General features: G+C 63.5%; 30 protein-coding genes. 24 read left to right on the plus strand and 6 right to left on the minus strand.

Translation table 11 applies throughout. From position 1 onward, the window contains the following. Window positions 1–53 precede the first annotated feature (53 nt). The 12 genes from AC3WLT_RS17015 to AC3WLT_RS17070 all read left to right on the plus strand — a co-directional run bounded on the left by AC3WLT_RS17015 (window position 54) and on the right by AC3WLT_RS17070 (window position 9,935). A complete protein-coding gene (locus AC3WLT_RS17015; RefSeq protein ID WP_492592866.1) occupies window positions 54–479 on the plus strand; it encodes a hypothetical protein in 426 nt (141 codons plus the stop codon). After that, on the plus strand, window positions 476–817 hold the full coding sequence (locus AC3WLT_RS17020) for a hypothetical protein (protein ID WP_492592867.1): 342 nt from the start codon (window positions 476–478) through the stop codon (window positions 815–817). Before AC3WLT_RS17015 ends, AC3WLT_RS17020 begins: the two co-directional genes overlap by 4 nt. Next, complete coding sequence (locus AC3WLT_RS17025; protein ID WP_492592868.1) at window positions 814–1,068, plus strand: hypothetical protein; 255 nt, start codon at window positions 814–816, stop codon at window positions 1,066–1,068. The genes AC3WLT_RS17020 and AC3WLT_RS17025 overlap by 4 nt, the downstream gene beginning before the upstream one ends. Then, window positions 1,068–1,676 (plus strand): hypothetical protein, encoded by a 609-nt coding sequence (locus tag AC3WLT_RS17030; RefSeq protein ID WP_492592869.1) that lies wholly within the window; start codon window positions 1,068–1,070, stop codon window positions 1,674–1,676. The genes AC3WLT_RS17025 and AC3WLT_RS17030 overlap by 1 nt, the downstream gene beginning before the upstream one ends. A 2-nt stretch (window positions 1,677–1,678) precedes the next feature. Beyond that, window positions 1,679–2,338 (plus strand): hypothetical protein, encoded by a 660-nt coding sequence (locus AC3WLT_RS17035; protein WP_492592870.1) that lies wholly within the window; start codon window positions 1,679–1,681, stop codon window positions 2,336–2,338. Beyond that, window positions 2,335–2,520, plus strand: a complete 186-nt coding sequence (locus tag AC3WLT_RS17040; RefSeq protein ID WP_492592871.1) for a hypothetical protein — start codon at window positions 2,335–2,337, stop codon at window positions 2,518–2,520. The genes AC3WLT_RS17035 and AC3WLT_RS17040 overlap by 4 nt, the downstream gene beginning before the upstream one ends. After that, complete coding sequence (locus tag AC3WLT_RS17045; RefSeq protein ID WP_492592872.1) at window positions 2,520–3,134, plus strand: hypothetical protein; 615 nt, start codon at window positions 2,520–2,522, stop codon at window positions 3,132–3,134. Before AC3WLT_RS17040 ends, AC3WLT_RS17045 begins: the two co-directional genes overlap by 1 nt. 1 nt (window position 3,135) lies before the next feature. Continuing rightward, complete coding sequence (locus AC3WLT_RS17050; protein ID WP_492592873.1) at window positions 3,136–8,709, plus strand: hypothetical protein; 5,574 nt, start codon at window positions 3,136–3,138, stop codon at window positions 8,707–8,709. A gap of 17 nt (window positions 8,710–8,726) precedes the next feature. Next, on the plus strand, window positions 8,727–9,059 hold the full coding sequence (locus tag AC3WLT_RS17055; RefSeq protein ID WP_492592874.1) for a hypothetical protein: 333 nt from the start codon (window positions 8,727–8,729) through the stop codon (window positions 9,057–9,059). Next, a complete protein-coding gene (locus AC3WLT_RS17060; RefSeq protein WP_492592875.1) occupies window positions 9,056–9,298 on the plus strand; it encodes a hypothetical protein in 243 nt (80 codons plus the stop codon). The genes AC3WLT_RS17055 and AC3WLT_RS17060 overlap by 4 nt, the downstream gene beginning before the upstream one ends. Window positions 9,299–9,318: 20 nt before the next feature. Beyond that, window positions 9,319–9,474 carry a hypothetical protein gene (locus AC3WLT_RS17065; protein ID WP_492592876.1) on the plus strand — a complete coding sequence of 52 codons (156 nt, stop codon included), beginning with the start codon at window positions 9,319–9,321 and terminating at the stop codon, window positions 9,472–9,474. 143 nt (window positions 9,475–9,617) lie between these two features. After that, window positions 9,618–9,935 carry a hypothetical protein gene (locus tag AC3WLT_RS17070; RefSeq protein WP_492592877.1) on the plus strand — a complete coding sequence of 106 codons (318 nt, stop codon included), beginning with the start codon at window positions 9,618–9,620 and terminating at the stop codon, window positions 9,933–9,935. A gap of 70 nt (window positions 9,936–10,005) precedes the next feature. On the opposite strand, the gene AC3WLT_RS17075 is transcribed toward AC3WLT_RS17070, so the two are convergent. Continuing rightward, window positions 10,006–10,536 carry a hypothetical protein gene (locus AC3WLT_RS17075; RefSeq protein WP_492592878.1) on the minus strand — a complete coding sequence of 177 codons (531 nt, stop codon included), beginning with the start codon at window positions 10,534–10,536 and terminating at the stop codon, window positions 10,006–10,008. Window positions 10,537–10,805: 269 nt separating this feature from the next. On the opposite strand from AC3WLT_RS17075, the gene AC3WLT_RS17080 reads away from it, so the two are divergent. The 10 genes from AC3WLT_RS17080 (at window position 10,806) to iscX (ending at window position 18,026) form a co-directional block, all read left to right on the plus strand. Continuing rightward, window positions 10,806–11,045 (plus strand): hypothetical protein, encoded by a 240-nt coding sequence (locus AC3WLT_RS17080; RefSeq protein ID WP_492592879.1) that lies wholly within the window; start codon window positions 10,806–10,808, stop codon window positions 11,043–11,045. A gap of 149 nt (window positions 11,046–11,194) precedes the next feature. Continuing rightward, window positions 11,195–11,692: a low molecular weight protein-tyrosine-phosphatase gene (locus tag AC3WLT_RS17085; RefSeq protein WP_492592880.1), complete on the plus strand. Its 498-nt coding sequence runs from the start codon at window positions 11,195–11,197 to the stop codon at window positions 11,690–11,692. 149 nt (window positions 11,693–11,841) lie between these two features. Further along, window positions 11,842–12,372, plus strand: coding sequence for a Fe-S cluster assembly transcriptional regulator IscR (gene iscR / locus AC3WLT_RS17090; protein ID WP_028199491.1), 531 nt, complete (start codon window positions 11,842–11,844; stop codon window positions 12,370–12,372). Window positions 12,373–12,458: 86 nt separating this feature from the next. After that, entirely contained in the window at window positions 12,459–13,682 is a 1,224-nt protein-coding gene (locus AC3WLT_RS17095; protein WP_492592881.1) for an IscS subfamily cysteine desulfurase, read from the plus strand. Window positions 13,683–13,743: 61 nt separating this feature from the next. Further along, window positions 13,744–14,157, plus strand: a complete 414-nt coding sequence (gene iscU, locus AC3WLT_RS17100; RefSeq protein WP_492592882.1) for a Fe-S cluster assembly scaffold IscU — start codon at window positions 13,744–13,746, stop codon at window positions 14,155–14,157. A gap of 142 nt (window positions 14,158–14,299) precedes the next feature. Then, window positions 14,300–14,623 carry an iron-sulfur cluster assembly protein IscA gene (gene iscA, locus AC3WLT_RS17105; RefSeq protein ID WP_492592883.1) on the plus strand — a complete coding sequence of 108 codons (324 nt, stop codon included), beginning with the start codon at window positions 14,300–14,302 and terminating at the stop codon, window positions 14,621–14,623. A gap of 151 nt (window positions 14,624–14,774) precedes the next feature. After that, a complete protein-coding gene (hscB, locus tag AC3WLT_RS17110) occupies window positions 14,775–15,302 on the plus strand; it encodes a Fe-S protein assembly co-chaperone HscB (protein ID WP_492592884.1) in 528 nt (175 codons plus the stop codon). 131 nt (window positions 15,303–15,433) lie between these two features. Next, entirely contained in the window at window positions 15,434–17,305 is a 1,872-nt protein-coding gene (hscA, locus tag AC3WLT_RS17115) for a Fe-S protein assembly chaperone HscA (RefSeq protein WP_492592885.1), read from the plus strand. Between the two features lie 166 nt (window positions 17,306–17,471). Beyond that, window positions 17,472–17,813 (plus strand): ISC system 2Fe-2S type ferredoxin, encoded by a 342-nt coding sequence (gene fdx, locus AC3WLT_RS17120; protein WP_074282931.1) that lies wholly within the window; start codon window positions 17,472–17,474, stop codon window positions 17,811–17,813. A 15-nt stretch (window positions 17,814–17,828) separates the two neighbouring features. After that, on the plus strand, window positions 17,829–18,026 hold the full coding sequence (iscX, locus tag AC3WLT_RS17125; protein WP_007181290.1) for a Fe-S cluster assembly protein IscX: 198 nt from the start codon (window positions 17,829–17,831) through the stop codon (window positions 18,024–18,026). 106 nt (window positions 18,027–18,132) lie between these two features. On the opposite strand, the gene AC3WLT_RS17130 is transcribed toward iscX, so the two are convergent. The 5 genes from AC3WLT_RS17130 to AC3WLT_RS17150 all read right to left on the minus strand — a co-directional run bounded on the left by AC3WLT_RS17130 (window position 18,133) and on the right by AC3WLT_RS17150 (window position 25,015). Further along, on the minus strand, window positions 18,133–18,885 hold the full coding sequence (locus AC3WLT_RS17130; protein ID WP_492592886.1) for a glycine zipper 2TM domain-containing protein: 753 nt from the start codon (window positions 18,883–18,885) through the stop codon (window positions 18,133–18,135). A gap of 321 nt (window positions 18,886–19,206) precedes the next feature. Beyond that, window positions 19,207–20,733, minus strand: coding sequence for a lysine--tRNA ligase (lysS, locus tag AC3WLT_RS17135; RefSeq protein ID WP_492592887.1), 1,527 nt, complete (start codon window positions 20,731–20,733; stop codon window positions 19,207–19,209). 118 nt (window positions 20,734–20,851) lie between these two features. Next, a protein-coding gene (gene prfB / locus AC3WLT_RS17140; protein WP_492592888.1) for a peptide chain release factor 2 occupies window positions 20,852–21,956 on the minus strand; the annotation gives its coding sequence in 2 pieces (ribosomal slippage) (window positions 20,852–21,874 and window positions 21,876–21,956; 1,104 coding nt in all). Between the two features lie 187 nt (window positions 21,957–22,143). Then, the gene (recJ, locus tag AC3WLT_RS17145; RefSeq protein WP_492592889.1) at window positions 22,144–23,850 is read right to left on the minus strand and encodes a single-stranded-DNA-specific exonuclease RecJ; all 1,707 of its coding nucleotides are present in this window, start codon (window positions 23,848–23,850) and stop codon (window positions 22,144–22,146) included. Window positions 23,851–23,878: 28 nt separating this feature from the next. Next, complete coding sequence (locus AC3WLT_RS17150) at window positions 23,879–25,015, minus strand: regulator (RefSeq protein WP_492592890.1); 1,137 nt, start codon at window positions 25,013–25,015, stop codon at window positions 23,879–23,881. 122 nt (window positions 25,016–25,137) lie between these two features. Here AC3WLT_RS17150 and AC3WLT_RS17155 point away from each other — a divergent pair, with 122 nt between their 5' ends. Further along, the gene (locus AC3WLT_RS17155) at window positions 25,138–25,383 is read left to right on the plus strand and encodes a hypothetical protein (RefSeq protein ID WP_492592891.1); all 246 of its coding nucleotides are present in this window, start codon (window positions 25,138–25,140) and stop codon (window positions 25,381–25,383) included. 91 nt (window positions 25,384–25,474) lie between these two features. Continuing rightward, window positions 25,475–25,684: a hypothetical protein gene (locus AC3WLT_RS17160; RefSeq protein WP_492592892.1), complete on the plus strand. Its 210-nt coding sequence runs from the start codon at window positions 25,475–25,477 to the stop codon at window positions 25,682–25,684. The last annotated feature ends 14 nt before the right edge of the window (window positions 25,685–25,698 follow it).

The following is a 25,698-nucleotide window of genomic DNA, read 5'->3' on the forward strand; positions in this document are numbered from 1 at the left end:
AATCTTAAGTACTAGGATAATGATATATCGATACTAGGATAAATGGAGTCAGCATGGCCCGCCCACGATTACCGCGCGATCCCGCCGGCAACCCGATACGCGACGCCGACGATCCCTATCTGATTGCACGGCAGACCGTTCGTGACAGTTTCCCGGACCTGATGAAGGTTGCGCTGGAACAGGCCCTGAAGGGCGATTCGACGCTGCTCGTGCGTCTTCTGAATCACCTGGAGCAGCAACCTACCCGCCTGCCCACTATCAGCGCTGACGGCGACCCCGCAAACATCGCCTCAGACATTGCACGCTGGGCCGCTGTAGGCGGCATTTCAGTCGAGACGGCCCGCAAGATGATCGCCTTGCTGCGCGAGACGCAGGCCTTCGTGAAGCGCAGTAAGACCATCGAGGCGCTGATTGCCGCGTATGAAGCCTCTGGGCAACCGATTCCTGAGCGCGTGGACGCGATGCGAGACGCCGCATGAACGATCTGACCGCACTTGATCTGGTGAAGGCACAGCGCGCGCTTGAGAGCGCCAACGCGCCCGCATTCAGCCTTGCCGATGCCATTCAGGACGCCCGTGCGCGCTTCGAGCGTGGCGAACTCGGACCTTCACGCCTGATGGACCCGGCGCGCCGCCCGCGTGACGCCAGGGGAGCGGCGTTTTGGGACTGCCTGCAACGTGCCAAAGCCCGCGTGATTGCGTACGACGCACAGCCGCAGACGGCCGCCAAGCGCCCCGAGCCGGCGCCCGAGGCAATGAGCGACGAGGAATTGAAGGCGCGCATAGCAGAGCTTCGAGCACAGCGAGGCACGCAATGACCGAACTCGAACGACTCGAAGCTGAGCTAGCCGCCAGAACGGCACCCGCACAGCCCGTCAAGCCTGCCATCAAGCCTGACGACGAAGCCGAGGCCCGTCGCATCGAGGCCGCTGAACGCAGACGTTGTGCCCAGCTGCAAAGACAGTTGGCCCAGCAAAAGATGTTGGACGGCATGGCAATGCGACAGGCCGCAGAACGCCGCGAGCGCCGTGACTGGCTTGACGACAACCCACACTGGAGAAACGACTAATGTCCCTCACCCCTGATGACCTGGCAATTCAGGCTTTGTACGGCCGCGCATACGGTCGCGCGCATCAGGATCAGGTTGCCGGCGACGAATCCGCTCGCAGCGCTGCCGATCCCAGCCGGCGCAATGCGGAACCGGAGAACTTAAGCCAACAGGCAGGCTATGTTCCGTCCCGCAGCATCTTCGGCGCAGCGCTCGATCAGGAACTCGGCGTGAAGCCCGGCGCCGCCGGTTTGATGCCGGTCGATGAGGATTGGCACGACTACGCGGAACCAGCATACGAAGCCAGCAGCGAGGCCGCAGAGCCCGTCAGCGAGCCTGCTGAGCCCGCCATTGATCCGGTGACACTCGACGACTTGGAGCCCGGCATCGATCGCGACATCCGCGCATGGATCGCGGCTAATCCCGACGCCGTGCTGACGACGCAAGCCCTCCTGAGCGGCGCGCTGCATCTCGTTGGGGAGACGACGCGCGGCGACGAAATGGAACTGGCCGCATCGATGGGCCGCCTTGGCTATACGAAAGCGCAACGCCGTATTGATGGCGCACGGGTCTGGACGTGGGTGTCACGGACCTCCGAATCTGGTGTCACGAACCTCGAACAGGAGTAACCATGCAGACCCTCGAACAACTTCGCGCCGAACTGAAGCGCCTTCAGGGCGAGGCGATCGCCGCTCATTCCCGTGCTGTCGGCGGGGACAAGTCAGCTGCCGGCCGTCGCTCCGAACTGATGACGGCCGTGCAGTTCGTGCAGGTACAGATCGCCGATCTGGAAGTCGCTGAGAATGCGACCAAAGCCGACAAGCAGATTGGACGCCTGAAAGACGGCGCTGCTGCATCGCAGTCCCTGACTGACCGCGTGCGGACCACGCTGGCCGGTCGTGCCGAACTCGCTGCTACTGCGCATCGGTTGACAACCGAGCTGGGCGAAACGCTCAATGAGCTGGCCGCGCTGCACCTTGAAGCCGGGTCTGAAGTGCGCCGCTCGATGCCGGTCGACCATGCGCTGGGGCTCGACACGGACGACGCCGGCTGTGTGCGTGCAGTGCTGTCCACGTTGTTCGCAGTCGCCAAAGTCGGTACCGCCGATGCCGTGCGCTCGCTGGAAGCGCTCAACTTCGGGATCATCTACGCGCCGGAAGACGTGCGCAATACGGTGAAAAATCAGAACTCCATATTGCTGACGATCCGCGAGAACGCTGACGCACGCTGGGCCGATCACCTGGCCGAACTCGAATCGAGCCAGCAGACCGAGCAGGAGGCCGAAGCATGATCGCCAGCGCCAAACTCGTCGCGAAGATTCGGGCATTGCACGTCGAGGCCAACGCGCTGCGCGTGCCGGCGGTGCTGGGCGACTTCGCCGCCCGGATGCGTCGCTCTGCTATTCAGACGACGCTTCTTGCAGCCGAACATGATCTCGAAAGCATCCGCGCTCTAGCGCAGGAGGAAGCGTAATGGACGCACTCGCCGCACTCTATCCGTCATCGAACACGGGTTCCGGCATCACCAGCAGCCCGCTCGCGACGCCCGCTGCTCCCGTAGCCGCGCCTGTCGCTGATGTCGTCACGGTGGTGGCCGAAGTGGTCGCGCCCGCCGAAGTGGTCGAGCAGGCACAGCCAGAAGCCGGCGAACCGGTCGAATCCGCATACGTGGAAGATCGCCCGAAGCTGGAAGCGGCGTTCAAAGACATGCGGGACAACGAAATACCGGCCGATTCTGTCACTGCATATGCACCATTTGCGCGCCCGGTCGAAGGCGTCGAACCGATTCCTGAAGGCTTGCAAGCGATGGTCAAGCTGGGCCTTGGTGTCACGCAGGCCCGCGCCGTATGGGATGCCAGCGTCGATGCAGTACGCGCCCCGGTGCAGACCACACCCGCCGGCTGCCGTCAGGCTCTGGAATCGGTCTATGGCGACAAGCTCGATTCCAATCTCCAAGCCGCCAACGCCGTGATTGATCGCGCTGCGAAGACTTATCCGGGAATCCGGCAATGGCTCGCGACGACCGGACTCGGGAATAGCCCCGCATTCGTTCGGCAGGTAATCGATTTCGCCAACAGGAACAAATAAGATGGCCGATCAAACCGCCCAGCCCGTCATCCCGTCCGGCTCGCCTTTCACCAATCCCGAGCCTGCGCCGTCCGACAACGTTTTCGATCTGGCGTCGGCCAAGCCCATCGGTGCGTTTGATCTGGCATCCGCCAAACCTGCCGCCGCGCCTTCTGGTAGCGGGTTCGATCTGGCGTCTGCGCGTCCCATAGGCGCTCCTGGCCCGAGCGAGACGCTTCAGCAGGCACAGACAACCGTTGTTGCGAACAGCCAGCAAAGCACGAGCGCAGCGCTACAGGCGGCCGGCATCGCACGTCAGACGGGCATACCGCAAGCGGCTGTCGAGGCGGACGTACCGCGCTATCAGGCACAGGCGACTGCCCAGCAGAACGCTGCCGCTGTATCGAGCAGCCCGAAGCTGGCTCAATGGGTAGCGGACAATCCGGCGAGCGCACGCGCGGCACAGGATGATCTGCCGGCGATGGCGACGATCGAGAACCTGCTGTCGGCTGGGTGGAAGGGCCTGGCAGGATATGCCAGCCAGGCGGCGCTAGGCTTTAACCGCGCCATCGCTCAAGGCATTGCGAACCAGACCGGTTATCAGCCGACGCCGGCCGAAGCCAGTTCGGACTGGTTCACGCGCAACATGATCGCGCCGGCCGCACAGAACGTTGCTGCAAATACGCTGCCGGCCAATGCAACGTTTGGCGAAAAGGCTGCGAACACTGTCGGTAGCCTGCTGGGAATGATCGGCAGCATTGCTGCGACCGGAGGCATGAGCGAAGCCGCTCCGGCGGTTGAAGCCGTTCCATCTGCGGTGAATGCCATCACGCAGGCTGTTACGCACGGTGCTCGCGCTATGGCGTTTCCGGCCCTGACAGCAGCCGTCAACACAGGCACGGACGTCTACCAGAAAACTGGAGACATCAATCAGGCCCGACTGGCGGCGCAGGGCTCGTATCTGACGACCACGCTCGGCGGCATTGTCCCGCTTGGCGTTCCGGGTGGAGTGGTTTCGCGCCTTGCTACCGGCGCCGTATCGGGTGTCGCTACCGGCGAAGTCTCCCGGCAAGTCATGAATTTCGTGCTTCCTGAATCGATGCGCCAGGGCTTCGACCCACAGCAGGCCATTCTGTCCGCGCTGGCGGGCGCCGGCCTTGGCGGTGCAATGGGACCGCGCGCATTGAGCGAGGGCGTACAGCAGGCCCATGCCGATGCGCTGAGCGCTGAGACCGCGCAACGAGGCGGTGAAGCTGTCGAGCAGATCGGCAAGATCGCCGCAGCATCGAAGTTGCGCCAGGCCGATCCCGAAGCATTCCGGCAGTTCGTAGCATCGGCGAGCGAAGATAGCCCGCTGGCGAGCGTGTATGTGGACGGCAAGACCTTTGCCGATGCCCTGCATCAATCCGAAGTCGATCCGGCGAACATTCCCGGCCTGAATGACCGTCTCAATGAAGCGACCGCGACCGGCGGCGATGTCCAGATTCCGATTGCCGACTATGCCGCGCACATCGCTGGGACGGACCTCGATAAAGCCATCCTGCCCGAACTGAAGACGGAAGAAGGCGGCATGACCTACGCCGAAGGGCAGCGGTTCTATCAGAGCGCCGCCGAAGACATGAACGCCCGCGCGCAGGACATCGTTGCACAGCAGGGCGAGCAGGACACGCAGAACGCCGACATCAAGACCATTGGTGACACGCTGTTTTCGCAGATGCAGGCGACGGGCCGATTCCCTGCCGATGTCAGCCGCGCGAGCGTTGCCCCGGCGACGGAGTTCTATCGCACCATGGCGGAACGCACGGGCATGACGCCCGCCGAACTGTTCGAACAGCATCCATTGCAGATTGCCGGCGAGCCGATCGAGGGTGCGCTCGAGCAGCCGGCACGTGGCGCATTTGATCCGGACACGAACACCATTGCACTGTTGAAGGGTGCGGATTTGACGACCGCCCTCCATGAATCAGCCCATTTCTTTTTGTCGACGATGGGTGATCTGGCGTCGCGCCCCGATGCGCCGCAGCAGATCCGCGACGACATGCAGACGGCTATCACGTGGATGGGCGGGAAAGACCTCGCTGACTGGCAAGGGCGCACGCTCGAGCAGCAACGGGAGATGCACGAAAAGTTTGCGCAGGGGTTCGAGCAATATTTGATGGACGGCCGCGCGCCGACGACTGAGCTGCAGGGTCTGTTTTCACGCTTCCGCTCATGGCTCGTGAATGTGTACCGCAGCGTCACCGGGCTGGGTGCCGAACTCACGCCTGAAGTCCGCGAGGTGTTCGATCGCATGCTGGCGACTGACGACGCAATCCGGCAGACCGAAGCGGCACGCGGGTATGTGCCGCTGGACCTGAGCGCGACCGATGCGACCGATAAACAGAAGGCTGATTACGCAGCGGCCGGCGAGCAGGCTACGCAGGATGCGATTGCCGAGATGCAGGCACGCAGCCTCAAGGACATGCAATGGGCCAGCAACGCGAAGTCGAAGGCCATCAAGGACATGCAGCGTGAGGCTAACCTGCAACGTGAGCTTATTCGGGAGGAGGTCACGCGCGAGCTGGCTGATTCGCCAGTGGAGAAAGCCCGCCAGTTCATCGCAGCCAACGATCTGAGCACGAAGGATGCCGCGTCGATGGACCTCGTTGCCGAGCAGTTCAAGCTGGGGACCGGCGCCGAACTCGTTGACGCGCTGGCGGTCGATCCGAAAGCTCAGATCGCACAGATGACTGATGAGCGCATGCTGCAACGGCATGGCGAGTTGACCGATCCGGCTGCCATCGATGCAGCAGCGAACGAGGCCGTGCACAACGAGGCGCGTGCGCGTTTCATGGCGACCGGGCTCAAGTTGCTCACGAAGTCGCCGATTCCCGTGCGCGACATGACGAAGGCCGCGACCGCTGCCGCTGAAACCGCGATTGCCGCGAAACGGGTGGGCGACCTGAATCCGCGTCAGTACGAAGTCGCAGAGACGAAGGCGAACCGCGAGGCCATCGCCCAGGCACCGAAAGATCCCGCCAAAGCCGCCGAAGCTCAACGGCAAGCCCTGCTGAGCAACCGGCTGGCGAAGGCTGCGCGCGACGCTGTGGCCGACGTGAAGAAGATCGTTGCGTCTCAAGCGCGGTATGACAAGGACTCGATCCGCGCGAAGATGGACCCCGATGTGCTCGACCAGATCGACGCATTGCGTGAGCGCTTCGATTTCCGCCAGACCCCGACGCAAGGCCCGACCAAAGAGCAGGTATCCCTGCAAACGTGGGTGGAGTCGCAGAAGGCGCTGGGTTACGTGCCCGTTGAACACCCAGGCATGATGGACCCCACGGTGCGGATGCACTACAAGCAAATGACCGTCGAGCAGTTGCGCGGCTTTAACGACACGATCCGCTCGATGGAACAGATCGCGCGTGAGCGCAAATCGATCACGATCGAGGGCAAGAAGGTCGATCTGTCCGAAGCCGTCGGCGAGCTGGTGGACAAGATGAAGGAGCGCGGCGAGAAGTTCACCCTTGAAGACCTCGTTAATCCTCCGCGCATCGGCACAGACTCCCTGTGGAGCGTAGGGCTCGACAAAATGTCCGCTTTCCTGCGCGCATCGGTGGCCGAGTTCAAGCCGCAACAGTTCAAGGCGAACCAGTTTGATCTGCATGAAGTCGGCGGCCCGTTCACGAAGGCGATTTTCGAGCGCGTGTTTGATGCGAACTATCGCAAGATCGACATGCTCAAGAGCCTGGCGAACGACTTCCGGGAAGGCGCGGCAAAGCTCGGCAAGGACTGGCAGGAGAGCCTGACAGAACGCGTCCCGAATCGAACGCTGCTCGATACCGATCTGACAAATGAAACCGGCACGACCGTCTATCGTGACCTCACGCGCGGCGACATGCTGGGCATCGCGCGACATGTTGGTAATGAATCGAACTTCGACAAGCTGACGAAAGGCATGGGCTGGGAGCCGCGCGACGTGTGGGCGTTCCTCAACGCGAACATGACGGCAAAGGACTGGGAAGCCACCCAGCGCACGTGGGACGCCTTCGAGAAGCACTGGCCGGCCATGGCTGAGATGAATCGACGGCTGGGCAATATGACGCCCGACCACATCGAGCCGCGCCCATTCAGGACGCCGGACGGCACCGAGATGCGCGGCGGCTATGCGCCGATCGACTACGATCCGAACCCGAACCGCTCGCGCCGTGCAGGACGTAACGCGAGCGCCGAATCGATCAACCCGGCAGAGGGCCTGTTCGGGCGTGAGTACTTCCGCGCCGACACGACTACCAACGGTTCGCTGAATGCACGTACCGGTTATCACGACCGGCTGGATCTGGACTTCCATTCCATTGAGCGCCGACTGCATGACACGGTGCACGACCTGGCCTATCGTGAGGCGCTGCTCGACGTGCACAAGGTGCTGACCGATAAGGAGTTCCGCCGGCAGTTCCAGTTGACGTACGGCCCCGAGGGTTACAAATCCCTCAACAAGTGGATCGGCGACCTCGCCAATGGGCAGAACCGGGACGACGCACAAACGAAAATGGAACGCGTCTTTGCAATGAGCCGTCAGGGGCTGCTGCGCGTGGGCATCGCCTTTCGGGCATCGACGGTGCTGAAACACGGTGGATCAGCCCTTGCCAAGTCAGGCAGTTATTTCAGCGGTGGCGGCGAAAAGTATTTTGCTGCTCGCGTGGGGCAGATTGCGACCGACCACGCCGGCCAGGTGGCGAGTGCCATCGATAAATTCTCCGAGATTCGCGCCCGGGCAATGCAGCAGGATCGCGACTATCGCGAAACGACCGCTTCGATGTTTGAGCCCGAGAGCCTGCAATCGAAGATGGATCGCGCTGGACATGCGACCGTGGCCTTTGCCGACCTGATGAGCGCGGTTCCGACTGCATGGGCGGCCTACGACCGGGCGATTACCGATGGCATCCCAAAGAATCGCGGCGGCACCGGCAAGCCGATGAGTGAGGCGGACGCGGTGGCATACGCCAATCAGGTCGTCCGGGAAGCCCACGGCTCGAATATCGAATCAGCCCGCTCGATGCTGCTGCAGGAGCGTAACGAACTGGTCAAGTCGGTGTCGATGCTCTACGGCTTCATGAACAATTCGCTCGGGCAGACACTCGACATCGCCGACAAGTTGCGTATGACGGGTTTCAGCAAGCCTGAGTTGTTCGCTCGTGTGCTGGGCTCGATCATCGTGCCGGCGCTGGTGAGTGGCGCCCTGGCGAGTCACAAGAAGGGCGAAGGCTGGGCCGAATGGGCGGCCAAGGCAATCACTGGCGAAGTGGCCGGCATGGTCCCGCTGGTGCGTGATATCTGGTCGGCGGCTGAAGGGCATAACAGCGCGGGCATCAATCCGTTTATGCAGGGCGTGAGCAGCATCGGCAAGGCGGCCCGGGATGTGATTCACCTCGTGGAGGGCAAGGAAGTGAAGGCCCCGATCAGGGACATCGGCAACGCGATCGGGCTCGCGATTCCGGGGATGGGCCAGGCCGGCACCAGCCTGCAATACCTCGCCGACGTGCACAGCGGCAAGCAGCAACCGAAGAACCCGCTGGACGTGGCACGCGGCGCGGCGCTCGGACAGGGCAACCAGTAATCCAAAGGAGCAGCACCATGGCAACGAAGGGCACACTCAACAACGTCGATTCCGGCCGCACGGTAGCCGGCCGGCACGCGAGCGGCAACAACGCGCCTGGCACGAAGACGGTCACTGACCTGATGGGCAAGAGGCACCCCGAAGGCCCGCTCGCCTCGAAAAGCCGCGTGCAGACGACGCAGAACGGTCTCGACAAGGGCCGAAAGGCAAACGACGCGGGGAAGCAGAGGACGGACGGCGGGAAGCCTAACGGCAGCCTGAAGGCCAAGCCGACGCCGGCAGGCGGCACGACCAGCACCGAATCGCCGATGGGCAAGGCGGCCAGGAAACTGTATCCGAGTGCCAGGTGACAGACGATAAGCGCCGTCTCCTGTTGGCCGAACTGGCGCACACCCGCGCGTCGCTGGAGGCTCTCTGGTTCCAGCGGGTCGAGATTGCTGAAGCGCTGCCGGCGGCCGATCGCGAGCTGGCGCACCGGCTCAGGCAGCGGGATGCGGCGCTACTGGAAAGCGAAGTTGCGCCTACGTGGCGACTGGTCGAGCTGGAATATCAGTTGGCCGGCGGACGCCTACTCGGATCTCAAATCTGATTTCGCCAGTGGAGGCACCGATGGCCGTCTGGACAAAAATCGTCGAACACATGATCCGGCAGATCGAGGCGGGCCAGCGCATGCCCGTGCCGGACCGGAGCGAGATCGGGCGTCGCATCGCAGAGGGGCGGGCGGCAGCGGCGCGTAAGCGCGAAGCCTGTGCGGTGGCGGACTAACCAATCCTCCCGCCGGGAGTCGCTGGCGGGTTACCACCCGTAGTCTTTCTTCATACTTGTCCTACGATTCCACTGCGAGGCACCGCTCACGCGCTCCGCGCTGCGGGCCGGCAGTGCCTCGCCATTGATGGAAGGGGGCGGCGATGCAAAAAATCGATAAGGACTTGTGGACGGATATGGAAGGCGACTATCGGATTTACGTCACGACCTGTCCCGCCCTCAGGAATGGCGTCCCAGTGAGCGGCGGCGGCCCATATCGCTACGAAACAGAGATACTGCCGCCGGACGCAGATCCAACCACAGGACGGATACATGGACCCTGCTATACGCAGGGAGAGGGACTGCCAACAGAAGAAGAGGCGCGAGATGCCGGCGAAGACGAGGTGCGCAAGTACACCCGCAAGCGCTTCATTGATGAGTCTGGTGGTTCCGATATCGACGGCGGAAGCGCGGATATCTGAGTGTGGGTACCGGTGGGGGTAGAAATTAAAAACGGGCGCTAAGGCCCGTATTCATTGGTTTCATGACGGATCAATGGTCCGTCATCCCCCCTGATTGACGGCCGGGAACGCCTCTCCTCGTTTCCATGTTGCCGCCGTTGCCGCGCCCACCTCCGCCGCCTGCCTGTTGCGGCGGCGGGTTGGCCGGGCCCGGACGTCCCATATTCGAGCCGCCAGGTCCGCCGGGGCCGCCGGCTGCGCCTTGCGGCGGCGGACCGCCGTGCTGGCCACCTCCATTCGGCTGCCCACGCCAGCCGCCGTTATCGCCGCGGTTGCCGTTATCCCGGTCCCGGTCCCGGTCTCGGTCCCGATACCCCGGGTAGCCACGATAGCCCGGCCCTGGTCCGTAGTAGCCCGGTCCCCAGTAGTTGCCGTAACCCATGTAGACGTTGGTTTGCGGCACGACGGGCACCCCGGTGGCATAGCCGTCGTAACCGTCATAGCCATTGTAATAACCGCCGCCATAGCCGTTGCCGTACATCGGCGTGCCGTCCGGATAGACGGCACAGCCGCCCAGCAAGGCAGCCACGGCTAGACCGACGAGTGAAGCGATGCGTTTCATTTTGTGGATCACTTGCGAAAGTACATGACTATAAGACAACTATTATCGCCAACCGGCGCATCAGCTTTGTATGTGTTTGTAAGGATTTATTTTCCGTGCCACGACGCATGTCGATGAGATGTGCCGCCAACCTCGCGATCGACTGTTCCTCCCAGCGCAACGCTGTATCTCGCGCAGGCCGGTTTTTCCCGATTGTTTTCTTCTATAGAATTTTGACTGGGCATAGTGGGTCACGAGCTCATGAGCCCCTAATCGGAAGAAACGACATCATGAAAAAGACAATATCGGTGTACTGGCCACTTGCCATCGTTGTGCCGCTTGCCGCGGCAGCCTACCTGCACATTTGCGGCGACGCCGCCTCGCACGACTCGCGAGCGCCGCTCGCCGCGGATCAATTGACTGCTGAACTCGCACGCGTCGTCTCGTACGGCATGGTCGGCGACGCCGCGAAGCTGCCGGCCAAGGCCATGCGTGCCGTCGCGTCGATGCCCGTCGCGCAAGCGTCCTGAGCGCGCAGGAGTTATTAGCCGCCGCGCCGCACGCAATGCGCTGAGCCGGCGCTGCGAGGCGCCCGGCGCGATCTGGCTCAGCTTTGTATAATCGCGGCACCGTTTCCTAACTTGTTGCTCCGCGCGAGCGTCGCGCCAGAAAACCCCTGATGAAAACCGTGTCCATCTGCTTCGTCTGCCTCGGGAACATCTGCCGTTCGCCGACCGCGGAAGGTGTGATGCGGCATCTGGTGGCCGAGGCGAATCTCGCAGAGCGCATTTTGATCGATTCCGCCGGTACCGGCGACTGGCACATCGGCCAGCCACCGGACGACCGGGCGCAGCGGGCCGCCGGCCGGCGCGGCTACGAGCTGGCCGCCCTGCGCGGGCGCCAGATTGCCGCGGCGGACTTCGAGCGCTTCGATTTGCTGATCGCGATGGACGGCAAGAACGTCGCCGCGCTGAGCAAAATCTGCCCGCCGGCCCAGCGCGACAAGATCCGTCTGCTGATGGCGTTTGTTCCGGAGACGGACAGCCGCTGGGGCGGCGCCCGCGAAGTCGCCGATCCGTATTTCGGCGGAGCGGAGGGGTTTGAGCAGGTGCTGGACCAATGCGAAGCGGCCTGCCGCGGTTTGATCGCAGCGCTCCGTCCCCAGTTGCCGCCCTGAAAGCACGCCAACACTTCGCCGAACGTACCCACACCGGACGTATCCGGTTAATTAAGCAAATGACCCAAATCGCGATAGGGATACTTGACTAAATCGCTCATGTATTTATACTTGACCAAACTTGTCGAGAATAGCGGTTCCCACACCATATGAGACTCACCACGAAAGGCCGTTTCGCCGTCACGGCGATGATTGACCTGGCGCTGCGCCAGGAGCAGGGCCCGGTGACGCTTGCGGGTATCAGCCAGCGCCAACATATCTCCCTGTCGTACCTCGAGCAGCTGTTTGGCAAGCTGCGTCGTCACGAAATCGTCGAATCCGTGCGCGGACCAGGCGGCGGCTACAATCTTGCCCGCCGCGCTGAAGACGTGACGGTGGCCGACATCATCATTGCTGTGGACGAGCCGCTCGATGCCACCCAATGCGGCGGCAAGGGCTCGTGCGAGGGCACCAAACAGCACGACGGCCATTGCATGACGCACGAATTGTGGTCGACGCTGAATCAGAAAATGGTCGAGTACCTGGATTCGGTCTCCCTGAAGGATCTGGTCGATCAGCAGCGTTCGCGTGAAGGCGCGCCGGCGGTGTTGCGCGACCGGCGCAACGAGGCGCCGGCGGTCGAACCCGCGCGCGTGGTGCCGAAAGGGCCCAATTCCGTTTTCAACATGGCCGGTTCTTAGGGCGCGGCGAGTCGACTACTTGCGAAATCACCGCAGCCTGACAGAGAACCCAGAAGCCTGAGCACATGACGTCCCCGGAGCGATAGATGAACAACGACATTCCCCACCTGCCCATTTACATGGACTACAGCGCCACGACCCCGGTCGATCCGCGCGTGGTGGACAAGATGATTCCGTATCTGCGCGAGCAGTTCGGCAACCCCGCATCGCGTAGCCACTCGTATGGCTGGGACGCGGAGCGTGCGGTCGAAGAAGCGCGCGAGAATGTCGCCGCGCTGGTGAATGCCGATCCGCGCGAAATCATCTGGACTTCGGGTGCAACCGAATCGGACAACCTCGCGATCAAGGGTGCCGCGCACTTCTACAAGAGCAAAGGCAAGCACCTCGTCACGGTGAAGACCGAGCACAAGGCCGTGCTCGATACCTGCCGCGAACTCGAGCGCGAAGGCTTCGAAGTCACGTATCTGGATGTGAAGGACGACGGTCTGATCGACCTCGATGTGTTCAAGGCCGCGCTGCGCCCGGACACGATTCTGGTTTCGGTGATGTCGGTGAACAACGAAATCGGCGTGATCCAGGACATCGAGGCAATCGGTGAAATCACCCGCGAAAAGGGCATCATTTTCCATGTCGACGCGGCGCAGGCCACCGGCAAGATCGCGATCGACCTGCAAAAGCTGAAGGTCGACCTGATGTCGTTCTCGGCGCACAAGACGTACGGTCCGAAGGGTATCGGCGCGCTGTACGTGCGCCGCAAGCCGCGTATCCGCATCGAAGCGCAGATGCACGGCGGCGGTCACGAGCGCGGCATGCGTTCGGGCACGCTGGCCACGCACCAGATCGTCGGCATGGGCGAAGCGTTCCGCATCGCGCGTGAAGAAATGGCGACGGAAAACGAGCGCATTCGCATGCTGCGCGACCGCCTGCTGCGCGGCCTGTCGGAAATGGAAGAAGTGTATGTGAACGGCGACATGGAACAGCGTGTGCCGCACAACCTGAACATCAGCTTCAATTTCGTCGAAGGCGAATCGCTGATCATGGCGGTGAAGGACGTGGCGGTGTCGTCGGGTTCGGCGTGCACGTCGGCTTCGCTGGAACCGTCCTATGTGCTGCGCGCATTGGGCCGTAACGACGAGCTGGCGCACAGCTCGATCCGCTTCACGGTGGGCCGCTTCACGACCGAGCAGGATGTCGATTACGTGATCAATCTGCTGAAGACCAAGATTTCGAAGCTGCGCGATCTGTCGCCGCTGTGGGAAATGCACAAGGACGGGATCGATATTTCGACGATCCAGTGGGCAGCGCACTGACGCGCCGGTTTGGATGCCGAATTCATCGAACTCAGATTGAAACGAATCAAGGAGTGTAATCATGGCTTATAGCGACAAGGTTCTGGACCACTACGAAAACCCGCGCAACGTAGGTTCTTTCGCGAAGGACGACGATGCGGTCGGCACCGGCATGGTCGGCGCGCCCGCATGCGGCGACGTAATGAAGCTGCAGATCCGCGTGGGCGCGGACGGCATCATCGAAGACGCGAAGTTCAAGACGTACGGCTGTGGTTCGGCGATCGCGTCGAGCTCGCTCGTCACCGAATGGGTGAAGGGCAAGACGCTCGACGAAGCCATGTCGATCAAGAACACGCAGATCGCCGAAGAACTGGCGCTGCCGCCGGTGAAGATCCACTGCTCGATCCTCGCGGAAGACGCGATCAAGGCAGCGGTCGCCGACTATAAGCAACGCCACGGCGAAGCGGTCGTCGAAGGCGACAAGCAGCACGCGTAAGCGCGCGGCCGAGTGTGAATCGAAGCGGACGGCGCGCAGCAGCAATGCACCGTCCGGCATGAGCGATATTTGAAGCAGGCAGGGCAGCAGCGCGTCACGAGGCATATGAATGCCGGATACGCGCCGCGCAATGAGAAACGCTATGGCAATTACGTTGACCGAAAAGGCAGCACAGCACGTCCGGAAGTATCTGACTCGTCGCGGCAAGGGTGTCGGGCTGCGCGTCGGCGTGCGTACGACCGGTTGCTCGGGTTTGGCCTACAAACTCGAGTACGTGGATGAACTCGCGCCCGAAGACGAAGTGTTCGAATGCAACGGCGTGAAGATCATTGTCGACCCGAAGAGCCTCGCCTATATCGACGGTACGGAACTCGACTTCGCGCGTGAAGGGTTGAACGAAGGCTTCAAGTTCAACAACCCGAATGTGAAGGACGAATGCGGTTGCGGCGAGTCGTTCCGCGTGTAAATCGGAACACTTCCGCGTGCAGCGGAAAAAAGGCGGCGCGGGCCGCCTTTTTAGTTTCATCCGCGCCTCTTCGATCGCCGAATCTTCGTGCCCTTTTGATTTGCATTGATCTGCACTTCGGTGCGCTTCCTGAACGGACTCCTTTTATCCGATGGCCTCGCTGAACGACAGCCACTTTGACCTGTTCGATCTGCCGGCGCAATTCGCGCTCGACGCGTCCGCGCTCGACCACGCGTATCGCACGGTGCAGGCGCAAGTGCACCCGGACCGCTTTGCCGCGGCCGGCGACGCGCAAAAACGCATTGCGATGCAATGGGCGACGCGTACCAACGAGGCATATCAGACGCTGCGCGATCCGTTGAAGCGCGCGACTTATCTGCTGCACCTGCGCGGCATCGACGTCGGCGCGGAGAACAACACGGCGATGGAGCCGGCGTTCCTGATGCAGCAGATGGAATGGCGCGAAGGGATCGAAGACGCGGCTGCGGCGAAGAACGTCGATGCTCTCGACGCCTTGCTGACCGAACTGCGCGACGAAGAGCGCATGCGTTTTACCAAGCTCGGCGCTTTGCTCGACAGCGGCGCGAACCAGGCGGCGGGCGAGGCGGTGCGGCAATTGATGTTCATCGAGCGGGTGGCGTCGGAAATCGGCACGCAGATCGAGCGGCTCGAAAACTAGCATCGCGCGCGTGCCGTAGACGCACGAAGAGGCGCACAAACGTACGCAAACGCACGCAAACGCAGCCGTAGCATTACCATCCAGCAACGCGAAAATTCAGGACGGGGCCAGGCGGTCCCGAGAAGATCCAGATGGCCTTACTGCAAATCTCCGAACCCGGCATGGCGCCGGCGCCCCATCAGCGGCGTCTCGCGGTCGGTATCGATCTCGGCACCACCAATTCCCTCGTCGCCGCGGTGCGCAGCGGCGTGCCTGATGTGCTGCCCGACGAGCACGGCCATGTGCTGCTGCCGTCGGTGGTGCGCTACCTGGAAAAGGGCGGCCGACGCATCGGCCGCACCGCCAAGGCCGAGGCCGCGACTGATCCGCGTAACACGATCGTGTCGGTCAAGCGCTTCATGGGCCGCGGCAAGGCGGAAGTCGAAGGCGCAGAGAATGCGCCGTACGACTTTATCGACGCGCCCGGCATGGTGCAGATCCGCACCGTCGACGGCGTGAAGAGCCCGGTCGAAGTCTCGGCGGAAATTCTCGCGACGCTGCGCCAGCGCGCCGAAGACACGCTCGGCGACGAGCTGGTCGGCGCGGTCATCACGGTGCCCGCGTATTTCGACGAAGCGCAGCGCCAGGCGACCAAAGACGCCGCGCGTCTGGCCGGCCTGAACGTGCTGCGCCTGTTGAACGAGCCGACCGCGGCGGCGATCGCCTACGGCCTCGACAACGGTTCCGAAGGCCTGTACGCGGTGTACGACCTCGGTGGCGGCACCTTCGATCTGTCGATTCTCAAGCTCACCAAGGGCGTGTTCGAAGTGCTCGCGGCAGGCGGCGATTCCGCGCTCGGTGGCGATGACTTCGACCACGCGCTGTATCGTCATGTGCTGGAGAAGGCGGGCATCGCGCCGCAGACGCTTGCTCCGGAAGACGTGCGTCTGCTGCTGGACAGCGTGCGCGTGGCCAAGGAGGCCTTGTCGGACGCATCGAGTGCGAAGCTGCAGGCAACGCTCTCGAGCGGCACCCAGCTCGATCTGACGATCGACGAAGCCACTTTCGAAGCGATCACCCTGGCGCTGGTTCAGCGCACGCTCGGCCCGACGAAGAAAGCACTGCGCGACGCCAAGGTCACGACCAAAGAGATCAAAGGCGTGGTGCTGGTCGGCGGCGCGACGCGCATGCCGGTGATCCGCCGCGCGGTCGAGTCGTTCTTCGGGCAGCCGCCGCTCACCAATCTGGATCCGGATCAGGTCGTCGCGCTTGGCGCGGCGATCCAGGCTGATCTGCTCGCGGGCAATCGCGGCGCCGACGGCGACGACTGGCTGCTGCTCGACGTGATTCCGCTGTCGCTCGGCGTCGAGACGATGGGCGGCCTGACCGAGAAGATCATCCCGCGTAATTCGACGATTCCTGTCGCGCGCGCGCAGGATTTCACGACCTTCAAGGACGGCCAGACGGCGATGGCGATCCACGTCGTGCAAGGCGAGCGCGAGCTCGTTGCCGATTGCCGCTCGCTCGCGCGTTTCGAGCTGCGCGGCATCCCGCCGATGGCCGCCGGCGCCGCGCGGATTCGCGTCACCTATCAGGTGGATGCGGACGGCCTGCTGTCGGTGTTCGCGCGTGAACAGGGCTCGGGCGTGGAAGCGTCGGTGGTGGTCAAGCCGTCGTACGGACTCGCCGACGACGACATCGCCAGGATGCTCGAAGACAGCTTCTCGACCGCCGAAGTCGACATGCGCGCCCGCGCGCTGCGTGAGGCGCAAGTCGAAGCGCGGCGTCTCGTGGAAGCGACCGACGCCGCGCTCGCCGCCGACGCCGAATTGCTCGACGACAGCGAGCGTGCCGAACTTGACGCGCTGCTCACCGCTTTGCGCAACATCGCGCAAAGCGACGACGTCGATGCGATCGAAGCCGCGACCAAAACGCTCGCCGAAGGCACCGACGAATTCGCCGCCCGCCGCATGAACAAGGGCATTCGCCGCGCGCTGGCAGGCCGCAAGCTCGACGAGATCTGAGCCTTTGCGGTAGCGGCAAGCGAGCCGGAATGCCCGAAGCCGGCATGCCCACAACAAACCGCGACGAACGAAAACGCGCCGCGTGTCTTAAAAAAGCATGCGGCGCCAGTAAAATGGTACGGAGCCGGACTGCGGCAGCCGTGCCTCAGACCCAAACGGAAAATGTATGCCTCAAATCGTTGTGCTGCCTCACGTCGAACTGTGCCCGGAAGGCGCGGTGATCGATGCCGTGCCCGGCAAGAGCATCTGCGACACCCTGCTCGATAACGGCATCGAAATCGAGCACGCGTGCGAGAAGTCCTGCGCGTGCACGACCTGTCACGTGATCGTGCGTGAGGGTTTCGCCGCCTTGACGCCGTCCGAGGAAGACGAGGACGATCTGCTGGACAAAGCATGGGGGCTCGAGCCGGCCTCGCGTTTGTCGTGCCAGGCGATGGTGCCGGCGGAGCAGGATCTGGTCGTCGAAATCCCGCGTTATTCGATCAATCACGCGAAGGAAAACCACTAACAGGAGGATGCAGCCATGAAGTGGACCGATACTCAAGACATCGCGATGGCCCTGACTGATAAGCACCAGGACATCGATCCGCAGCAGGTGCGCTTTACTGATTTGCACCGCTGGGTCACCGAACTGGAAGGCTTCGACGACGACCCTAACCGGTCGAACGAGAAGATCCTCGAAGCGATTCAGGCTGCATGGATCGAAGACGCGGATTATTGAGTTTTCCGCCCGCGGCGCGTGATTCGTTTCTGTCGCGACAAAGAAAAAGGCGATTCCATTGGAATCGCCTTTTTTAACGCCTGGAGAATCTTCAGGCTGGCATCGGTCAGCTTGCCACCAGCGTGCCGTTTTCGACCCGCACGCGCTGACCTTGCTGGAACGGCGGCGCCTCATGGTATGTGAAGTAGCGCATCTTGCCGTTTTCCATGCGCACGCGCACCGAATACGACGTGGTGCTGCGCAGATGTTTTTCGACCGAGTTGCCGGCGAGGCCGCCGCCGAGCGCGCCGAGAATCGTCATTGCGGTACGGCCGTTGCCGCTGCCGAACTGGTTGCCGACCACGCCGCCGGCCACCGCACCGCCGACCGCGCCGATACCGGTGCCATGACCTTCCTGACGCACCGCCGAGATGCCGACCACCGTGCCGCAGGTCGAACAGTAAGCCGGTTGTGAAGGTTGCTGCTGCGCGTATTGCGGCGCCGGCTGGGCTTGTTGCTGCTGGGCATACTGGGGTTGTTGCGCAGGCACCGGGGCAGGCTGACGTTGGACCGGTTGCTGAGCCTGTTGTTGGGCCGCGGCCTGTTGAGCCTGCTGTTGAGCCTGTTGCTGCGCTGCCTGTTGGGCTGCCTGCTGCGCCGCCAGATTCGCCGGCGCAGCCGAATCGACCACCGCCGGTTGCGTGGTCACTTGCGCGGCCTGGGTCTGGTCGGTTTGCGCGCCGTTGCTCGACGCGTTCGGGAACAGGCCCGTGATGGCCGCCGTCGCGGCAAGGCTGGCGATGATGACGGCGCCGACTGCGGTTGCTACAAGCGGGTGAAGACGACGTTGTTGCGCGGGTTTGGTATCTGGATTGTCCATACTGGCCTCCATCTTAAGCAGAGTCGGCTGTTATTGAGACACAGTGTCGGTCAAATCGATCCGTGGAGCGTTTCAATTTGTAACCATTTCCGGGCAATCCTCTTGCAGGAGAGGCGTCGAAGGCCCGGTATACCGTGGAGACCCTCGGTTCACGCCGCGCTCGGTAGGGGATGGGCAGGGCAGCCGACAACCCTGATGCGCACCTTTTACCGATGGTTACAAACTGTCAGCTAGCCGCCCGTCCGTTTTTCCCGGCTCGAAAACCCAAAACGCCCGGCGTCGAGCCGGGCGTTTTGTCTGGGCGCTAACGCAGCGAACCAATCAGTCTTCGCGGCGGAGATGCGGGAACAGGATCACGTCGCGGATGCTCGGGCTGTCGGTCAGCATCATCACCAGACGGTCGATACCGATCCCGCAACCGCCTGCCGGCGGCATGCCGTATTCCAGTGCGCGGATGTAGTCGGCATCGTAGAACATCGCTTCTTCGTCGCCCGCGTCTTTCTGGTCGACCTGCTTCCTGAAGCGCGCGGCCTGGTCTTCCGGATCGTTCAGCTCCGAGAAGCCGTTGGCGATTTCGCGGCCCGTGATGAACAGCTCGAAGCGCTCAGTGATGCCGTCGAACTTGTCCGACGCGCGCGCGAGCGGCGACACTTCGATCGGGTAGTCGATGATGTAGGTCGGTTCCCACAGCTGCGACTCGGCGGTTTCCTCGAACAGCGCGAGTTGCAGCGAGCCCACGCCCGCATTCAGGAACTGCGGCTGCGATGCGTCCACGCCGAACTTCTTCAGCTCGGTGCGCAGGAACGCGCTGTCGGCGAGTTGCTCGCTGGTGTACTGCGGCGCGTACTTCTGGATCGCCTGGGTAATGGTCAGCCGATGGAACGGCTTGGCCAGATCGAGCTCACGGCCCTGATAGGTGATGGTGGCGGTGCCCAACGCGTCGATGGCGGCCTGGCGGATCAACTGCTCGGTGAAGTCCATCAGCCACTTGTAATCGGTGTACGCGGCGTAGAACTCGATCATCGTGAATTCCGGATTGTGGCGCACCGACACGCCCTCATTGCGGAAATTCCGGTTGATCTCGAACACGCGCTCGAAGCCGCCGACCACGAGGCGCTTCAGATACAGTTCCGGCGCGATCCGCAGGAACATTTGCATGTCGAGCGCGTTGTGGTGCGTGGAGAACGGCTTGGCCGCGGCGCCGCCCGGAATCGGGTGCAGCATTGGCGTTTCGACTTCCATGAACTCGGCGTCGGCCATGAACTTGCGGATCGACGAAATCGTCTTGGTACGCGCAACAAAGGTCTTGCGCGTTTCCGGCGTGACGATCAGATCGACATAGCGCTGGCGGTACTTCATTTCCTGGTCGGACAGGCCGTGGAACTTGTCCGGCAGCGGACGCAGCGACTTCGACAGCAAACGCAGTTCGGTGCAGCGCACCGACAACTCGCCCTTGTTGGTGCGAAACAGCACGCCGCGCGCCGCGACGATGTCGCCCATGTCCCACTTCTTGAACGCGTCGTACGTTTGCTGGCTGACGTCGGCCGGCGTGATGAAGAACTGGATCTGGCCGGAACCGTCGCGCACGGTCGCAAAGCTCGCCTTGCCCATCACGCGCTTGAGCATCATGCGGCCGGCGACGGCGACTTCGAGCGGATTCGCTTCGAGCGTTTCCTTGTCGGCATGCTCGTATTGCGATTGCAGATCTTCGGCGTGGTGCGTGGGTCGGAAATCGTTCGGATAGGCGACGCCTTGTTCACGCAACTCGCGCAGCTTTTCGCGGCGCTCGGCGATGATCTTGTTGTCGTCTACCTCGGGCACGACATTCGGCTGGATCGATTCGGTCATGATGGTTTGGTATTCGGTGGGCCGCATGCGGCTGGCCAGTGAGTAATAAAAACTCAGAAAAACTCAGGCGGTAAAAAGATGCGGCGCGGCAATGCGATGCATGCCGCGCCGATTGCGCTTAGACGCCCTGTTTCAGGCTCGCGCTGATGAACGGATCGAGGTCGCCGTCGAGCACGCTCTTGGTATTGCTGATTTCGACGTTGGTCCGCAGATCCTTGATACGGCTGTTGTCCAGCACGTACGAGCGGATCTGGTGACCCCAGCCCACATCGGTCTTGCCCGCTTCGAGCTTGTCCTGCTCGGCCTGACGCTTGCGGATTTCCGCTTCGTACAGGCGCGACTTCAGCATGGCCATGGCTTCGGCGCGGTTGCGGTGCTGCGAGCGGTCGTTCTGGCACTGCACGACGATGCCCGACGGCATGTGCGTGATCCGCACCGCGGAGTCGGTCTTGTTGATGTGCTGACCGCCCGCGCCGGACGCGCGGTACGTATCGATGCGCAGATCAGCCGGATTGATGTCGACTTCGATCGAGTCGTCGACTTCCGGGTACACGAACACCGACGAGAACGACGTATGACGGCCGCCCGACGAATCGAACGGCGACTTGCGCACGAGGCGGTGCACGCCGGTTTCGGTGCGCAAAAAGCCGTACGCGTATTCGCCTTCGATCTTGATGGTCGCGTTCTTGATGCCCGCGACGTCGCCTTCGGTCTGTTCCAGCACTTCGGTCTTGAAGCCCTTGCGCTCGCAGTAGCGCAGGTACTGGCGCAGCAGCATCGACGCCCAGTCGCACGCTTCGGTGCCGCCGGCGCCGGCCTGAATGTCGAGGAACGCGTTGTTCGGGTCGGCCGGGTTCGCGAACATCCGGCGGAATTCCATGTCGGCGACGCGCTGTTCGAGGCCTTGCGCATCCGCTTCGCAGGCGAGGAGGGTGTCCTCGTCGTTTTCTTCGCGGGCCATTTCGAACAGGTCCTGCGCGTCGCGCAGGTCGTTATCGAGTGCCGTGAGTTTGCCGACGACGTCGTCGAGCAGCTTCTTTTCCCGGCCGAGAGCCTGGGCGTGTTTCGAGTCGTTCCAGACGTCCGGGTCTTCGAGTTCCCGGTTGACTTCGATCAGACGACGTGACTTGTCGTCGTAGTCAAAGATACCCCCGTAGGTCGGCCGCGCGCGTGCGCAGGTCCGCCAGAGAGGCTTCGATCGCGTTGAGACGTTCCGCTTCCATGTCGATCTTTTATAGCTTCGTAAAAAGGGGAAATTATAGCCGATCGGCGCGCCGCGCCGGAGCCTTGCAAGCGATCCGGCGCGTGTTTGGGGTTGATTTTGCGGTGATTTTCGATGGTTTGCGGCTTGCCGGGCAGACGTGCCGGGCAGACGTGAGGCGGCCCCTGAGCCAGCCTCGGGCTGCCGCTTCAGCTCACCGCGTGCTCGACGATCAATTGCACCCGCGACACGCCGTTCCACGTGTCGCTCGCGAGCCGGTAGGCGACGGTGGTGCGCGCCGGCAGCGTGTCGGTATGGTTGAACCAGATCGCGTTGAAGCGCTGGCGGCCGCGCACCAGTTGCAGCTTCAGGTGCTTGTCCTTCACCAGCGCCTGCGAGGCGATGTCGAATTCGCCGGAGAACACCGGCGCCGGGAAGCCTTGGCCCCAGACGGCGGCGTCGAGCATTTCGACGAATTGCGGCGTGAAGTAGGCGTCTTCGAGTTCGCCGTCGGTTTCGACGGTGCGCGAGAGCGCCTCTTCGGAGAGCCATTCGCGGCCGACCGCTTCGAACGCGGCGGTGAAGCGCGGCACGCCGGTGGCGGCGAGGGTGAGACCGGCCGCCATCGCGTGGCCGCCGAATTTGACGATCAGGCCCGGCTCGCGCTTCGAGATCAGATCGAGCGCGTCGCGCAGATGGAAACCCGCGATCGAGCGGCCCGAGCCTTTGACCAGCGTGCCGCTCTCGTCGGCGAGCGCGAAGGTGAAGGACGGCCGGTGGAACTTCTCTTTCAGCCGCCCGGCGACGATACCGATCACACCCTGATGCCAGCCCGGATTGAACAGCGTAATGGTGGTCGCGCCGTCGGGGTCGATCGCCGAGAGATCCTCGAGCGCCTGCTGCTGCATGCCGGCTTCGATCTCGCGGCGTTCGCGGTTCATCGTGTCGAGCTGCTGCGCGAGTTCCCACGCGCGGCCGATATCGTCGGTGGTCAGGCATTCGATGCCGAGCGACATGTCCGACAGGCGGCCCGCCGCGTTCAGGCGCGGGCCGAGCGCAAAGCCGAGGTCGAAGCCCGACGCGCTGCGCGCATCGCGCGCCGCGGCGCGAAACAGGGCGGCGATGCCCGGCTGCATCTTGCCTTTGCGGATCCGCTGCAAGCCTTGCGCGACCAGCACGCGATTGTTGCCGTCGAGCTTGACCACGTCCGCGACCGTGCCGAGCGCGACCAGATCGAGCAGGCCGTCGAGACGCGGCTCGGGAAACGCGTCGTTGAAGGCGCCGCGGCGGCGCAGTTCCGCGCGCAACGCCAGCAGCACATAAAACATCACGCCGACGCCCGCGATGCATTTGCTCGGAAACGTGCAGCCCGGCTGATTCGGATTGACGATCGCGCGCGCGGCGGGCAGTTCGTCGCCGGGCAAGTGGTGATCGGTCACCAGCACGTCGATGCCGAGCGCGTTGGCCGCTTCCACGCCGTCGACGCTGGCGATGCCGTTATCCACCGTGATCAGCAGTTCCGGCTTGCCGGACGCGCTGCGCGCGGCCAGTGCGACGATCTCGGGCGTCAAACCATAGCCGTACTCGAAGCGGTTCGGCACAAGGTACTCGATCTGTGCGCCGAACTTCCGCAGGCCGCGCACCGCGACCGCGCAGGCGGTGGCGCCGTCGCAGTCGTAATCGGCCACGACCAGCATCCGGCGCTTGCCCTGAATCGCGTCGGCGAGCAGCGCGGCGGCGTCTTCGCAGCCTTTGAGCGCGGCGGGCGGCACGAGCCGCGCGAGGCCGGTTTCGATCTCGTCGGGCATGCATACGCCGCGCGCCGCGTACAAACGGGCGAGCACCGGATGCAGGCCGTGGCGGGTGAGGATTTCGGCGTCGACCGGGGAACAGGCGCGCGTAACGATTCGAGTCATTCGGAAAGGCCGTTGAGCAGGCGGTAAATCATTCGATGAAGAGCGAGGCGAGCACGCGCCGCCGCCAGAATTTGCGCAGGTCGCCGCGCGTGACCGACAGCGTCACCGAGCCGGTGTCGCCGCACAGCGTCAGGTCCAGTTCGCCGAGCCGGCCCGTTTGCAACGCTTCCAGCGCCGGTTCGAACCAGTCGCTTTGCAACGCGGCGAAGGCGTCGTTCCAGCGCGCCCAGTCCTGCTCGATGTAGGGCGCGGAGAACGGATCGAGTTCGACCAGCGTGGCTCCGCCGCTTCCATCGGCATTCGTGTTTGCGGTGATTGTGGTGTTTGCGCTGCCGGACGCAGCGGCCAGCGCCCCGAAGGAGGCCGGCGGCGCGCCGGTCTCGACCCCGGCGGTCAGCGCGAGGCCGCGCGTGGCCGCCGCGTCGGAGAACACTCGCGCGAACGGGCTCGTCACCGGTTGCGCCGCGCCTTGCGCGTGAAACCAGATCGAGTTGACGGCCGGCAGGCCGCGCGCCTCGCGCGCCTCGTTCACCGGATGCTCGAACCAGGCCATCTGCACTTCGTTTTGCAGCTTCATCCACGCGCGCGAACGCTCGCCGGAATGCGCCTCGTGCGGCAGCCAGATTTCGATGTTGCGCCCGCTGGCGCGCAACGGCGAGGCGCCCGCCAGCGTGCCGAAGCCTTCGCCCGACAAATACCAGCGCGCGGGCCTCGGCGCTTCGATGCGCACGCCGAGCTCCTCGATCAACGGCCGGGCGACCGCCAGCAGCGCGCTGGCTTCGTCGTCGGAGAGGTCGAGCGATGCCGGATCGATCAGCACCAGATGATCATGCGCGATGCGCACGTGCACCGGCTGCACGCAGGCCCACGTTGCGTTGCCGGGTTCGCCGCCGTCGGCGCGCAGCATGTAGGGGGCGAGCGGCGCTTCATCGGCGGCCGCCGCGCCGCCCGGCAGCGCGCCGAACTGGCGCGCCACCCAGCGTTCGTGCGGCAGCGTGCGCTGAAAATCCTCGCCGACCACCCGTTCGACCAGCGTCGCGCGGGCGATCAGCCGGTCGAGGGCCGGACTCTGGATGTCGTGCAGTGCGGTGGAGGCGTCGGCTGCGGCGGGCAGCGCGAAGGGCAGAAGAAGATGAAGACGGTTGGCGTGCATGATGCTGCGCATTGTAGGGCAAAGAGTGCGAGTATTCCGACCATATCGGCGGATTCCGGGCGCCGCACCGACGTCCCGCCGATGGCAGCAGCCGCGCGCGGCGGCACCGCGCACATGACGATGTGGAGACCGACATGTCGCGTGAACTGAAAACCGAGCGGGAGTTGCTCGAGCTTGTCGTGAAAGCGCTCGACGCCAACCCGGAGACGGCCGGCTGGATCCCGACCGGGCTCCACGAGACCGTCGAAGACGAGGAAGGCTGCAACTGGGACATCACGCACCTGCATCGCGACCGCGCTGACGCCGACGTGCGCGAAGTCGCCGTCAGCGCGGCGGCGCGCCTCATCAACGATCTGCGCAGCCGCTACAACCTGCGTTAGCGGGCTTGCGCCGGGTGCCTCGCGTTGCGCCGCGAGCCCTGTGCGGAAGGCCTTTGCGCGAAGCCGCGGCATTGTATGGCAAACTTCGCGCTTGATTGACGGCAGCAGCGCGGGCAGCCTTGGTGGCGATGGCGATGGCGATGGCGATGGCGATGGCGATGGCGATGGCGATGGCGATGGCGATGGCGATGGCGGCCCCGGCGGCGTGGGCCTCGCCGGCGGTGCCGGAACCATCGGCGCTGCCGCGACACCAACGATCACGACGCTCGGCCCGCATGACGAGTGCCGCTTATGCGGCTAGCTGCCCTCATGCGC

Source organism: Paraburkholderia sp. FW306-2-2C-D06C (assembly GCF_058781505.1).

Excerpts from the sequence above, each read along its gene's own strand:
- recJ (WP_492592889.1), bottom strand. The coding sequence starts at position 23,850 with ATGACTCGAATCGTTACGCGCGCCTGTTCCCCGGTCGACGCCGAAATC.
- AC3WLT_RS17050 (WP_492592873.1), top strand. The coding sequence starts at position 3,136 with ATGGCCGATCAAACCGCCCAGCCCGTCATCCCGTCCGGCTCGCCTTTC.
- AC3WLT_RS17070 (WP_492592877.1), top strand. The coding sequence starts at position 9,618 with ATGCAAAAAATCGATAAGGACTTGTGGACGGATATGGAAGGCGACTAT.
- AC3WLT_RS17055 (WP_492592874.1), top strand. The coding sequence starts at position 8,727 with ATGGCAACGAAGGGCACACTCAACAACGTCGATTCCGGCCGCACGGTA.
- fdx (WP_074282931.1), top strand. The coding sequence starts at position 17,472 with ATGCCTCAAATCGTTGTGCTGCCTCACGTCGAACTGTGCCCGGAAGGC.
- iscU (WP_492592882.1), top strand. The coding sequence starts at position 13,744 with ATGGCTTATAGCGACAAGGTTCTGGACCACTACGAAAACCCGCGCAAC.
- AC3WLT_RS17150 (WP_492592890.1), bottom strand. The coding sequence starts at position 25,015 with ATGCGCAGCATCATGCACGCCAACCGTCTTCATCTTCTTCTGCCCTTC.
- AC3WLT_RS17035 (WP_492592870.1), top strand. The coding sequence starts at position 1,679 with ATGCAGACCCTCGAACAACTTCGCGCCGAACTGAAGCGCCTTCAGGGC.
- AC3WLT_RS17045 (WP_492592872.1), top strand. The coding sequence starts at position 2,520 with ATGGACGCACTCGCCGCACTCTATCCGTCATCGAACACGGGTTCCGGC.
- iscX (WP_007181290.1), top strand. The coding sequence starts at position 17,829 with ATGAAGTGGACCGATACTCAAGACATCGCGATGGCCCTGACTGATAAG.
- hscB (WP_492592884.1), top strand. The coding sequence starts at position 14,775 with ATGGCCTCGCTGAACGACAGCCACTTTGACCTGTTCGATCTGCCGGCG.
- AC3WLT_RS17085 (WP_492592880.1), top strand. The coding sequence starts at position 11,195 with ATGAAAACCGTGTCCATCTGCTTCGTCTGCCTCGGGAACATCTGCCGT.
- AC3WLT_RS17075 (WP_492592878.1), bottom strand. The coding sequence starts at position 10,536 with ATGAAACGCATCGCTTCACTCGTCGGTCTAGCCGTGGCTGCCTTGCTG.
- AC3WLT_RS17040 (WP_492592871.1), top strand. The coding sequence starts at position 2,335 with ATGATCGCCAGCGCCAAACTCGTCGCGAAGATTCGGGCATTGCACGTC.
- AC3WLT_RS17020 (WP_492592867.1), top strand. The coding sequence starts at position 476 with ATGAACGATCTGACCGCACTTGATCTGGTGAAGGCACAGCGCGCGCTT.
- AC3WLT_RS17030 (WP_492592869.1), top strand. The coding sequence starts at position 1,068 with ATGTCCCTCACCCCTGATGACCTGGCAATTCAGGCTTTGTACGGCCGC.
- iscA (WP_492592883.1), top strand. The coding sequence starts at position 14,300 with ATGGCAATTACGTTGACCGAAAAGGCAGCACAGCACGTCCGGAAGTAT.
- AC3WLT_RS17130 (WP_492592886.1), bottom strand. The coding sequence starts at position 18,885 with ATGGACAATCCAGATACCAAACCCGCGCAACAACGTCGTCTTCACCCG.
- AC3WLT_RS17080 (WP_492592879.1), top strand. The coding sequence starts at position 10,806 with ATGAAAAAGACAATATCGGTGTACTGGCCACTTGCCATCGTTGTGCCG.
- iscR (WP_028199491.1), top strand. The coding sequence starts at position 11,842 with ATGAGACTCACCACGAAAGGCCGTTTCGCCGTCACGGCGATGATTGAC.
- AC3WLT_RS17015 (WP_492592866.1), top strand. The coding sequence starts at position 54 with ATGGCCCGCCCACGATTACCGCGCGATCCCGCCGGCAACCCGATACGC.
- lysS (WP_492592887.1), bottom strand. The coding sequence starts at position 20,733 with ATGACCGAATCGATCCAGCCGAATGTCGTGCCCGAGGTAGACGACAAC.
- hscA (WP_492592885.1), top strand. The coding sequence starts at position 15,434 with ATGGCCTTACTGCAAATCTCCGAACCCGGCATGGCGCCGGCGCCCCAT.
- AC3WLT_RS17065 (WP_492592876.1), top strand. The coding sequence starts at position 9,319 with ATGGCCGTCTGGACAAAAATCGTCGAACACATGATCCGGCAGATCGAG.
- AC3WLT_RS17155 (WP_492592891.1), top strand. The coding sequence starts at position 25,138 with ATGTCGCGTGAACTGAAAACCGAGCGGGAGTTGCTCGAGCTTGTCGTG.
- AC3WLT_RS17095 (WP_492592881.1), top strand. The coding sequence starts at position 12,459 with ATGAACAACGACATTCCCCACCTGCCCATTTACATGGACTACAGCGCC.
- AC3WLT_RS17025 (WP_492592868.1), top strand. The coding sequence starts at position 814 with ATGACCGAACTCGAACGACTCGAAGCTGAGCTAGCCGCCAGAACGGCA.